Genomic DNA, 11908 nt, shown 5'->3' on the forward strand with positions numbered 1-11908 from the left:
AATTTAATATGTGTGAATTTTATATAAAGTAGTTGAATAATTAAATATAATCAATACCCTTGTCAAATTTTAATAGTTGCACTGTAAGCAGATATTACTATTTAAATAACTCAGGAAATATTATTCTAAAGACATCATCATGTTCATGATTTTGCCTATAATTACTTCTTTGATACTCTTCAAGTTTTTTATTGAAGGAAGGTTTTTGGGATAGCTCGTTAACCCTTTTATAATGAACTAATGAGTCTAGTATTAAATCTCCATATTCAGTATAGTGTTGTAAAGCATTGTTCACCACTTGAATTAACGCGTTAAAACCAAATCCTATTACTCTATTGTACTTAAATGATAGTAGAGTTAATACAATTTTTTCTATAACATAAAGCTTTCTGATTTTTCCAAGGTCATTTAAATAATAGCTAGCTTTACATAAAAGGAAATCTGTTAAATCTCCTTTGGAGAAATCAGTAATTTCCTTTGTATTTTTCTCTATAAAGCTATCATCATAAGCATTCCTAGCATAGCCTCTGCTATATATTAGTTGCATAAATTTAACTTTGTTTCTTAGATTACTTTGTATGATTTCTTGAAAAGCAGTTTTTTTATCATCCCCAATGGAGTTAACATCGATAGCTATTTTGGGGCTCTCATTTAAAAGAAGTAAAATATTAATAAATCTAATGCTATTCGAAACCAAAAAATTAAATAACGGGGTACCTAGAGGGACTTCATCTTGTAAATTTGACCATAGTTTTAAATTTATATATGCTAATTCGGGATGGGATAACATAGCAATTTGATGAGACAGCGGGTAAACAGCATTTGAATTTGACTTAATGATGTTGTGTAGGTTCTCTAAAAGTCTATTTAGCTCTTGTAATTGATATAACGAAAACTGGCTTTCGAGCATTTGCAGCTCATCTACATTATCTTCTACTACATCCTTATTTTCATCGAATATGCATTCGAAATCTCCGCTAATAAATTTATCATGATTGAAGAGCACCCTGACTAACTTTTTTACTTGGCTCCAATCAGAATCCTCTAAGTTTGAAATTCTTTCAAATACCTTTAATAGCCCAGCCTGCTCACAAAGTGTTAAAAATTCATTATCCAATTTATTTTGAATTATGAAGCCTAAGTATACTTCCCACTCTTTAGGCTCAAGACTATTCAGAACTCTAAACAATATCCTTTCCTCTAATAATAAATTATGAGACTTAAGCTTATCTATAAGCTTCCATCTTAGTTCATTTCCTTCATTAGTTTCCCAAGCTATTTCAAATGTTTCTAAAATATTTAATTTATATTGTTTATTATTTTTCGCAGAAACTATAAAAAATGCATCCCAAGTTATTTTAGGGTTTTTTGAATAGGTATTTTCAAGAAGCATTTTAAGATCGTCATTGGATGTACTTTCTCCCAATGATATTTCAGATCTTAATAGGGGTAATCTTCTAGATAGATATAAATTTGAGTTTGCATAATACTTGTTAAGTGTATCTTCCAATTGAGGATATCGAGTTCTAGCAATGTACTTCATTAAACTGAGTACACTATACATGGAGACTATGTTAGAGTCAAATACACGTTGTGTAAAAGAGCCTAATGAACTAGTATTTCCTTGTTCTTCAACCTTAGATATAATATAAAATGCTGTCAGATACTCAACAAATTTTGAATACCTAAACCTAATAAAATTCACATTCTCAACATCAGAAACTAAGATTTGCTCTGAGATTAACTTTTGTAAAATCAATTCAAAATATCCATCTAAAAAAGGTGAAACAGAGTTAATAATCACCTTAAATTCACCTCTTGAAAAGCTTACACTACCAGTTTTAATTAAATTAAAAGCAAGGTTTGATAGAATAAGGTTAAATATCGAAGGTGAAAACCCTATGATTGGATGCTTGAAAATATTTTCTTCTTTTCTTTTGAAGTAGTTCGAGATTATTTTACCCTCCCAAACTTCATCAACGAAAATATCTCCCTCATACTCAACGCCTTCAGAAAATATTTCTAAATTAATTGGAGAAGAAAGTATAGCTTTAGATGAAGGGTTTATTTCATTTACAATACTATAGTTATATACCGCAGAATAATTTTGAAGAGCTACATTTAATTCTTCATTACTATAACTGGTTATTCTTTTTTGAATAATGATGACGTCCCTTCTTCCTTCAAATAAATCATCCCAATCTCTCCAGTACTCTTCTCTAATAGTAAAGACTAATACCAGTGGATAAGATGCAAGCTTTTGAATAGAAGCAGCACTATTTAGTTCGTCTAATTTCTTTAATGTTGAAATAACTTCTTTTCTCTTGTTCCTTATTTGCTCCTGAACTGTTTCATCTAAAGAGTCTACAAAGTATAAAAGGGGTTTATTTACAGTTATAAGTTCTTGCAAGGCACTTTGGTTTTGGTTTAACCTATCAATAAAGCTATCTAGCAATTCATCTATTTCAACATCTTTAGCAGAACTACCAAAACCGAAAAAATTATAATCCTGCATTACAGACTGAATTGCTAATGTTGTTTTACCAGAGCCTGAATAGTCACGTATCAAAATGATTTGCTTAGGTAACTCCTTTGTTTTGTTCTTTTTGAGTACGTTTGGCCTTAGATGAAGTAGTATGCTTTCAATCTGTCTATCTATTTCTCGTCTAACATAAAGTTTTTCATGAAATTTATGTTTATACCTTTTGAGAAACAATGATGATTGCTTCTTACATAGATTAGTAATACTTTTATTTATAAGCGTTTTATCAAAACAATATTTCTTAAGATTGTCAATTGAATCAATTTTTGGCAAATATTTTAATCTAATACTAGGTAACATGTAATCTATTACATGCCGAAAATCCAAATTTTGATTATTTAAAGATTCCCATGTATCGTCGGCAAGTATAAAATTATGGTATCCTTGCTTGTTCAAATCTGTACTTGCTTGATAAACATCATCAGAAACAGAAAATAATGAACAAAATAAGCCAATTACTCCATTTCCATGTCTTCTTCTCAATTTGAGTTCATAATCCTCCCACTCCTTCATTCCAGGAGTAATAGTTTTTTTGACAGCCTTAGATTCAATGATAAATGTAATCCCCTTATATTGATATACCCCATCTAATTGTTCTGATTTAGGACTCATAACAATTGGAGGTCTTAAATCCCAAGGCTGAATTTCTCTAATTAATGCCTCGAACCTGTATCCTCGCTCTGTATTGTTCTCAAGTTGCTTAAGTTCTACTATTTGTTGATAGATACTTACTTCCATTATTATAGGGCATATATTCAATTTAAATATACAAAATACTACAAATTAAAAGTTTTATATCTACCTTTCTTTACAGATTTCCCGCTAATTCGAGCTCGTTGCCTTTTCTTTTTCATGCAACTACATCCTCAGCACGAGTAGCAGTACGAGCTACAAGCTCGCACTAGCATAGGACTTGCACTTGTGGCTTCAAAACCTGCTTAAACGTAAAAGCTGCTGATTGAAGTATACCTCTAACCCTAAACCGGCAACAGCTGTAAAGTGGCCAAAGCCGTACAACCGCCAGAAAGACCAACATGAAGGAGAGCTATACCTGGGAAGAAGTAGAGGATGCCGTGGAGGCCTTGTCGGTGGCTTTGCAAAACCAGGAGTTTACCTGCATTGCGGCCATCGGGCGTGGTGGTTGCATCCCTGCCGCTCTGTTAGCGCATAAGCTAAGCATCAACGTGGTGGATTACGTGAACTACAGCCGAGAATATGGCTTCGAAGGCGACAGCCTGACGGGCCGCCTCCAGTTTGAGGACGTGCTGTTTGTAGATGATGCTACCGAAACAGGTAGCACCATGGAGTTTATAAAGGCCCGCTACGGTGACGCTGCCAAAGTAGCCGTGCTTTTCTGTGCAGCAGACAACCAAACCAGCCGGCCGGATTTCGTAGGCTTCGATTATGTGGGCGAGTGCCCGAAAATGCCCTGGGAAGTAAAGAAACAGGTATGAGTTACCCCTGCTCCCCCGCTGGCACGAGCTTACAGCTCGTGCCTTTTTACCATGCAGCTATACCTTCAGCACAAATAACAGTACGAGCTACAAGCTCGCACTAGCGTTGAAATCCCATTAGCACAGAATCTGCCCCCGCTGGCCCCGCTGGCGCGAGCTTGTAGCTCGTGCCTTTTTACCACGCAGCCGTACCTCCGGCAAAAGTACAGTACGAGCTACAGGCCCGCACTAGCAGGGCGCTAGCATGGGCCACTTAATACGGGCTATACTTCTTAAAGCATGCGGTGGGGTTTTGCAGTGCAAACTTTCGCGCGGAAGGAATAATTGCCTTACTCCTGCGTGGCTATCTTCTACTTCTCTTCCCGTTTATACTTCTTTGTTACCGCAAAAACGTATAGAGCGTAGCCACGTTATGAATGCCTGTGGCTGGCGGAACCGGCTTAGGGAAGCATAAAAGGCATGGCAACAGAATATATGTATGACTATAACAGTATCCTGATTGTGGTGGTATTGTTTGTGCTGATACTGGCAGCCGAAGAGGCCGGCTACCGCCTGGGCCGGAACTACGAACGCCGCTCCGACGAAGACGTGAAAGTACAGACCAATACCATACAGGCCGGCACGCTGGGTTTGCTGGCCCTTATACTTGGCTTTACGTTTAACATGGCCCTGCAACGCTACAACAGCCGCAGCGAAGCCGTTATAAAAGAAGCCAACGCCATCGGCACTACCCTGTTGCGTACGCGCCTGCTCCCCATCCCTTATGATTCGGTTACCCATCACCTGCTGCAGCAGTACATCGACCTGCGCCTTTCCGCCAGCAATACAGCCTATGACATGGTTACGGAGCGGGAGTCGCTCGCCCATGAAACAAAGGGGCTGCAGAGCCAAATCTGGGAACAGGCCGTAAAGGCAGCACACATCGATCCGCGGCCGGTTACCTCGGGCTATTTTATCACGTCGCTCAACAACATGATAGATGCCCAGAGCGAACGCAATGCCTTGCTGGCGCTGCATGTGCCGGAAGTAATTTTATACCTGCTGTTTATCGTGTTCATTTTGTCGGGAGCCCTGATCGGGTATGCCAGCGGGCTGGGCCACAAACGAACGTTTCTGCCGTCGGCGCTCATGAGCTTCCTCATCTGCCTGGTAGTTTTCATCATCATTGACCTGGACCGCCCAAAGCGCGGCATCATAAAAGTTAACCAAAGCAGTATGGAGCAACTTAAATCGGAATAAATTGTGCTGCAACCCTGCCATAAAAGCGGCTAAGCCGGATGTAATTCCATTTAAGCGCTTCTGCCTTATTGTATCCTGCTGGCGCGCGCTTGCAGCTTGTGCCTTTGCTTTTCCATGCAGCTATATCCTCAGCATGAATAACAGTACGAGCTACAAGCTCGCACTAGCGTTAAAATCCTACTAGTGCAGAATTTGCCCCCGCTGGCGCGAGCTTGCAGCTCGTGCCTTTTTACCACGCAGCTATAAACTGCAAGCCCGCACTAGCACAGAATTATCATTAGCACAGAATCTGCACTAGCAACCTAAAACTATTGGCCAACCTGCCGGAACCTGAAACGATAGCATTACAGTATAAGTCTTTCATGAGCAGAAAGTATAAATTTCATAACAAAGAAGGGCTCTACTTTGTCAGCTTTGCGGTAGTGTATTGGATAGACGTGTTTACGCGGGAAGAGTACTTTGCCATACTTACCGACAGCCTGGACTATTGCCGTAAAAACAAAGGCGTGGAGATTTATGCCTGGTGCATCATGCCCAGCCACGTGCACCTCATCTTTAGGGCCAAAGACAACAACCCGAGCGTGCTGCTGAAAGAACTGAAAACTTATACTTCCAAGCAAATCCAAAAAGCCATTGCCGAACATAACCAGGAGAGCCGCAAAGAATGGATGCTCTGGCTGATGGAGCGGGCCGGCCTGAAGAACAGCAACGTGAAGCACCAGCAGTTCTGGCAACAACACAACCAACCCATCGAGTTATGGAGCGCAGCCATACTAGATCAGAAGCTCGACTACATCCACAACAACCCCGTGGAGGCTGGTTTTGTGTCGGAGCCGCACCATTGGAAGTATAGCAGCGCCATAGACTATAGCGGCGGAAAGGGTGTGCTGGAGATTGACCTGGCCTGAGTAAATGAGGCACGAGCTGCAAGCTCGCGCCAGCAATGATTGATCTGGCAATATGGAAGTACGAGCTACAAGCTCGCACTAGCAGTGATTGAACTGGCCTGATATGGAAGTACGAACCACAAGCTCGCACCAGCAGCCGGGGATTGATCTGGCTTGAAATGGAAGTATGAGCTACAAGTCCGCACTGGCGGTGTGTTAGATATTGATGCTGTTTGAAGTGTGTAGGTACGATGAAGTATGGAGATACGAGCTGCAAGCTCGCACCAGCGGTTCGCATTAGTGGTGGCTATTTATCTTTATTTCTAAATTCACTAAATATTATGCCCGCTGGCTCCTGCTGGCTCCTGCTGGCTCCTGCTGGCTCCTGCTGGCTCCTGCTGGCTCCTGCTGGCTCCTGCTGGCTCGAGCTTGCAGCTCGTGCCATTTCTTTTCCATGCAACTACATACTTACCAAAATCAACATGAAGTATATGCCGCCAAACACCTATCTTCCGTCCCCTCCCAATTAAAAAATTTCTTCCTTTCTGTAGTTTTTCTTTAACTGCTGCAACTCATACTATAACCGCATAAACCCAGCACCATGTCGCAGTCAGTAGATGATACCTTTGTTCAGCAGCTAAACCAGCACCTGGGTATAGCGCATAAAGTGTGTCGCATCTATTTCGCGGATGCGGAGGAGCAGGATGTGGTGCAGGAAATGCTATACCAGCTCTGGCGGTCCTACCCGCGTTTCGATGGCCATTCCAAATTCTCTACCTGGATGTACAGCGTCTGCCTGAACACTGCCCTGACCTATCGGCGGAAGGAGCGCAAGCATAAACACCTGCCGCTGGCGCAGCGCCACCAGCAAATACCTGATGCCCCTACCGGCGATCAGGAAGAAGACCTGCAGTTGCTCTATGATGCCATTGCTACATTGTCGCCGCTGAACAAGGCCATTGTGTTGCTTTACCTGGAGGACCTGCGCTACGAGGAAATTGCGCAGATAACGGGGCTTACCAAAAGCAACGTAAGCGTGCGCCTGGTGCGGATAAAGAAGGAACTGGAGTTAATCCTAAAGAAACAATCAAACACCTACAGCGATGTCAACCTTAGATGATCTGAAGAAAAAATGGCGCGACGACCAGAGTGCTTCGCAAGCCGCTGACGCCGTTGATGCCGCTACGCTAAACCAACTAATACAAAGAAGAATGAAAAAGCAAAACAACCTGATCTTTCGCTACTTCTGGGCTACTTTCACCCTGCACATACTGGTGTATGCCCTGCTGAGCCACGTGCTTATCCGTTATGGGGCCGATACGGATATCCTGCTCCTGAGCCTGAGCGGTTTCCTGGTGACCGTTCCGTTCACGGCCGTCATGCTGAAGCGCTACAAGCAAATGGCCGTTACAAAAGCCAGCCAAGGGGGTAAGGACACTATTTATACTTATGTGAACGGGCAACGGAGCCGGGTTGCTGCTTTTTATACCTTCAAGAAAAGGTACGAAATAGTCCTGATTCCGCTCTTATCTGCAATTGGCGTTATCCTGGTGTTTACCCTGTACTTTCCCGGCGGCGTGCTGGCATTTCCCACAGGAGCCGTCGTTACCTACCTGCTGACACTGCTGAGCTGCTTCTTTGCGATCAGGAACGAAAACAAAAAGTATTTTATCCGGCCGCTTCAGGAGCTTCAGGCCATTCTGGACGACTACAAAAGCTGAGGAAAATAAGCAGGGCTACTGCCAAGGTGAACCCTCTAGCACAAACCCCTGTTTTCAGCATTCCGCGCCAACGGGTAGGGCCTTTTTATTTCAAAATAAAGAATCGAGTGCATAGGCCTGTTTCTTCTCTGATAGCACCTGTAGCCGGGCCTCTGGCCCAGCCGGGTTTCAAACCCGACACCATTTTAAGACACAAGTTTGAAAACCTGCGCCAGAAAAATAAAATGGAACTGTCCTGCGCCAGCGGGTAAGATGAAGTATAGCCGCATTAAGCCTGATCAGCTTTCGGCGGTAAGAGGCTAGCCAGATCATATACCGCTACTTCCAGGTTTCCTTGTGCCAGCACACGAAGCGAAAGGCCGTCAGGCTTCGGCACCATGTCCTGCACCGTAATTGCTTCTACGGCACCTTTCAGTTTTAGCCCTTTCAGTTCCAGCCCCTGCGCCAGCTGGCTGTTTAGTTTTTCCAGCTCTGCCGCAATGATGGGTTTCAGATCAATTCGGGCCTTTTCGAGAATCTGGTGGTAGGCTACCTTGTTCACCAGCACCTGCAACGCCGTGTTGTAGAAACCACTTGCTGTATGCGACTCCATCGAAAACTGCTGCACATATAATTGCCCGGAGGCATTGTCGTAGGCCAGCGCCACCGATGCGTACAAATCCACCTTATCCCGCTTCAGCATGGTGCGTAGGATTTTCAGCTGCACCCGCAGCAGGAGGTTATAGGCGCCTGCACTACTACCAGCTACCCCAACAGCCAGCACCTGCGCATAAGGATCTGCCGCTGTGCCATTTTCAGGCTGGGGAATATACATACCCCCCAGCTGCTGTTGCAGCACCCCCTCGAGTGCGGCATAAGAAACAGTGAGGGGTACATTTAGTTGCACAGGACTTTCCATAGGGCAGTGTTTAGGAGAGAGGCAGCACGCAGCAGCAACCTGTTTACTTATGCTTGTATGAGCCGGTCAGAAACCTGATAGCGAAGCCTGTTCCTCCAATTTTAGCTGCCTAAATATAAGCAGAGAAGGGCGACCGGGCAAATTATACTTCGGAGGAGGAGGCTTGCTGGAGCGAACTTGTTTTTCTCAGCTTGTTTCAACTGCTTTGAGAAAACAGGATTACAATCAACATAGCGTACTACGTGTGTATCACCCGATGGTATCTTGATAAGATCCAGATAGCAGGTATAATTTCCTAAACGGATATGTTTGTGGTAAATGAGCCGGAGGGCAAGTGCAGGGAAGTATAAATTTACCTGAATTGGCACGCTGCAGAAGGTTAGCGGACAGGAAAGTACACGAAAGAAAGCAAGCCTTACCCAATGGTGACCCTGCAACTTTGGCGATCGGGGACCCAAAAGCAGGAAAGCTTAGCTATTTTATAGTGGTGGCACAGGCAGGCGCCGGCTAAACTTTCCTGAAAGCCATCAAATTTAAAGAACCCCAAAGCTTCGTTCATACATATCGCCCCAACAGCTAAGACTTCGTTCATAATTAAATTTAGATTCGCCTGGAATAGTAAATCTTTGATGTTTTCACATGGATTTTCCTGATCTTTTAACGCCATTTCATTCGACTACAAAACAACTCCTCTCACCCTAATTTTTAGATTATACACAGAATAAACTGACATATTATTTGAAATACCTTTTTAACACTTTAACTTATTTAAATAATTAATACTGAATACCTAACGCACTTCAAAACTATGAAACTTAAATTAATTTACGGCTACGTTATTGGCCTGTCAGGCATGTGTTTACTGACAACATGTTCTGAAAGCCCTGCTGAACAGAAAATGCAAAAAGCCGGCTTTGGCGCCCTGTTACAATCAGGCTCTCAACAAAATCAGTATGGTGAATTTAAGACGCAGGAAGCCCTTGGCGAGCACCTGGTAATAATAGCAGGCTGCCACGATTGCCACACACCTAAAAAGATGACGCCAAACGGACCGGAGCCGGATTTCTCGATGGCTTTATCCGGCCATCCTGCCAAAATGCCGCCTCCTGATGTAGATCGTGCAGAAATGGAACGGAAAGGCGTGGCCGCAACGCAAACCTTAACTGCCTGGGTCGGACCATGGGGAATTTCGTATGCTGCCAACTTAACGTCAGATGAAACCGGCATTGGAAACTGGCAGGAAGAAAACTTTATCACCGCCATACGCCACGGAAAGTACAAAGGTATAGAATCCTGGCGCACGCTGTTACCACCTATGCCCTGGCAATCGATCGGCAAAATGACAGATCAGGAATTGAAAGCCATTTTTGCCTACCTGAAGTCCACTAAACCAATAAAAAATGTTGTTCCGGCCGCGCAACCACCCCTCGCTGCGACAGCCGTCAAATAAAAGTATAGTGACTGTAATTGAAAAATTATACTTTGCAGGACTTCCGCAAAGTCGCTCTTAGTATGCTTTTTCAGCAACAGGTTGTTGATCAGAAGACTTGAACAGCGGCCACACCCTGCCAGTTCAGGCACTCTTCCCAGGCCTGCTCCGAAAAAGTAATGTTCATACCTATAGGCCGGCTACTAGTCTAAGTTTCCCACAGGAAAAGGAATCATTTTACCGGCAAATGATCTGCTCACTGCTCTTGCTCATGCAATAGAAAATAATTCATCTTTGCTTTAATTCCTTAACTTAATGACATTGAGCCTACACCAGCGATGATTAACTTGGCTTTAAATGAAGGTACATGTCCTAAAACTACACCGGGCCCCCATCAAAACAGAACCGCACGGAAACATGGCAGACGTACAGAATTCAGAAAACTGCAAGTATAGAATTACCTGTAAGGCGAAGCAACGGCATCGTGGCTTCTTCCGCGGTGCATGGCAGCATCAATACTCCAGATACCGGACCCGTGCGCGGCAATGTACAGAAACAGGAAACAGTATAGTAAGGCCGGCTCTCCATGGTTTATAACCGGGCTCCAGTGATGCAAAGCATGGGCCATGAAATAGGCCACTATCATTTCAAGGCCCGCAATAAAAGCAGCCCAGGTGGTCAGGAAACCAAAGACTATCATCAGGCCAGCCACCAATTCTATTATACCTGCAAGCCCCATCATAGAGGCCAGTTCTACGGTGTTGCCGTCTCCGGGCCAGCCAAACAGTTTCTGGCTGCCATGCATGGCAAACATAAGTCCTGCTACGATGCGTAAAAGTGCGAAGAGCTGCGGGCTATAATTTCCTAAAAATCTTTCCATACTTGTCTGGTCTTTATGAGATTGGCTGATTAAAACAATGTGCAAACGTTTATTAAACAGGTGTTTATATATGGCAGTTAACGCATATTTTCAGATAAAGTTAAACCGTGCCGTGTGCCTGCACTTGCTGGTGAAGGTATAGTTACAGCCGATGATTCCTTTTTGCTTTCAAATAGTCTGACCTGCTGAATATTTTTATGCCATAATAGCCCGGCTGCTGATAGTTTAGCAGACGCATCACGTATCTATCATCGGCATAGTCAGCATACGATTGGAGAAATTCTACCCGGTCTACTTGGTGTCCCTCCTCTAGCACTTCCATGCTGCGCCGCCTCACCTTCCTATGTATCTTATTTATCGCATTAATCGCAGTCCCGCCATATAGGTTGTAGAGGATACTGGAAGGGCTTCTATCACTATAGTAAAGTACGCACCAGGCGGTTGCCTCTTCGCCACTAGGCTGAAATGCCCAAACAGCTTTACCCATCATGCCGGCAGTTGGCTTCTCGTCTGACATAAACTGCCAGCCTTTCTTCGATAGCTTTTGGTTTATCGTTACCGGCTCCATTTCCCGAAACTTCAGCAAATTTTTAAAAGATAGTCTTTGCGCCCATACAGGCACGGACAAGAAAAGTGAACAGAGGCAAAGAAAAAGCAACTTCATACAAGATAGTTTTTAGCAATATTGGATAGATACCTAAGGCTAGTGATTGGCTGATTCTACCACCGGCAATCATACTGCAGCGGCCTTTAAATTTTTGCCTGATAAAGCGGATATGCATTTAGAGTATGTTTTGAATTGGAAAAAAGCGGGAATCGGCCTAAACTAGAGGTGACCAAACCAATAAGTTTATGGAA

General features: G+C 43.5%; 11 protein-coding genes. 6 read left to right on the plus strand and 5 right to left on the minus strand.

The window, feature by feature from the left end:
• Window positions 1-97: 97 nt before the first annotated feature.
• Window positions 98-3280 (minus strand): DUF7829 domain-containing protein, encoded by a 3183-nt coding sequence (locus I2I11_RS20965; protein WP_196269719.1) that lies wholly within the window; start codon window positions 3278-3280, stop codon window positions 98-100.
• Window positions 3281-3576: 296 nt separating this feature from the next.
• Here I2I11_RS20965 and I2I11_RS20970 point away from each other — a divergent pair, with 296 nt between their 5' ends.
• From I2I11_RS20970 to I2I11_RS20990, 5 genes are all read left to right on the plus strand, one after another.
• A complete protein-coding gene (locus I2I11_RS20970; RefSeq protein ID WP_196269720.1) occupies window positions 3577-3996 on the plus strand; it encodes a phosphoribosyltransferase in 420 nt (139 codons plus the stop codon).
• Window positions 3997-4455: 459 nt separating this feature from the next.
• Window positions 4456-5235, plus strand: a complete 780-nt coding sequence (locus tag I2I11_RS20975; RefSeq protein WP_230680540.1) for a bestrophin-like domain — start codon at window positions 4456-4458, stop codon at window positions 5233-5235.
• Window positions 5236-5597: 362 nt separating this feature from the next.
• Entirely contained in the window at window positions 5598-6143 is a 546-nt protein-coding gene (locus I2I11_RS20980) for an REP-associated tyrosine transposase (RefSeq protein WP_196269721.1), read from the plus strand.
• A 580-nt stretch (window positions 6144-6723) separates the two neighbouring features.
• A complete protein-coding gene (locus I2I11_RS20985) occupies window positions 6724-7242 on the plus strand; it encodes an RNA polymerase sigma factor (protein ID WP_196269722.1) in 519 nt (172 codons plus the stop codon).
• Window positions 7226-7843, plus strand: coding sequence for a hypothetical protein (locus tag I2I11_RS20990; protein WP_196269723.1), 618 nt, complete (start codon window positions 7226-7228; stop codon window positions 7841-7843). Before I2I11_RS20985 ends, I2I11_RS20990 begins: the two co-directional genes overlap by 17 nt.
• 268 nt (window positions 7844-8111) lie before the next feature.
• Here I2I11_RS20990 and I2I11_RS20995 read toward each other — a convergent pair whose 3' ends face one another.
• The gene (locus I2I11_RS20995; protein ID WP_196269724.1) at window positions 8112-8741 is read right to left on the minus strand and encodes a DUF4403 family protein; all 630 of its coding nucleotides are present in this window, start codon (window positions 8739-8741) and stop codon (window positions 8112-8114) included.
• 415 nt (window positions 8742-9156) lie between these two features.
• The gene (locus I2I11_RS21000) at window positions 9157-9408 is read right to left on the minus strand and encodes a hypothetical protein (protein ID WP_196269725.1); all 252 of its coding nucleotides are present in this window, start codon (window positions 9406-9408) and stop codon (window positions 9157-9159) included.
• A 141-nt stretch (window positions 9409-9549) separates the two neighbouring features.
• Between I2I11_RS21000 and I2I11_RS21005 the strand changes: the two genes are divergently transcribed.
• Window positions 9550-10191 carry a c-type cytochrome gene (locus tag I2I11_RS21005; RefSeq protein WP_196269726.1) on the plus strand — a complete coding sequence of 214 codons (642 nt, stop codon included), beginning with the start codon at window positions 9550-9552 and terminating at the stop codon, window positions 10189-10191.
• Window positions 10192-10627: 436 nt separating this feature from the next.
• Here I2I11_RS21005 and I2I11_RS21010 read toward each other — a convergent pair whose 3' ends face one another.
• Together I2I11_RS21010 and I2I11_RS21015 are read right to left on the minus strand one after the other, a co-directional pair.
• Window positions 10628-11050 (minus strand): DoxX family protein, encoded by a 423-nt coding sequence (locus I2I11_RS21010; protein ID WP_196269727.1) that lies wholly within the window; start codon window positions 11048-11050, stop codon window positions 10628-10630.
• A 142-nt stretch (window positions 11051-11192) separates the two neighbouring features.
• Window positions 11193-11714 (minus strand): hypothetical protein, encoded by a 522-nt coding sequence (locus tag I2I11_RS21015; RefSeq protein ID WP_196269728.1) that lies wholly within the window; start codon window positions 11712-11714, stop codon window positions 11193-11195.
• Between the last annotated feature and the right edge of the window lie 194 nt (window positions 11715-11908).

It is taken from the genome of Pontibacter rufus, assembly GCF_015694705.1.
Taxonomy (GTDB): domain Bacteria; phylum Bacteroidota; class Bacteroidia; order Cytophagales; family Hymenobacteraceae; genus Pontibacter; species Pontibacter rufus.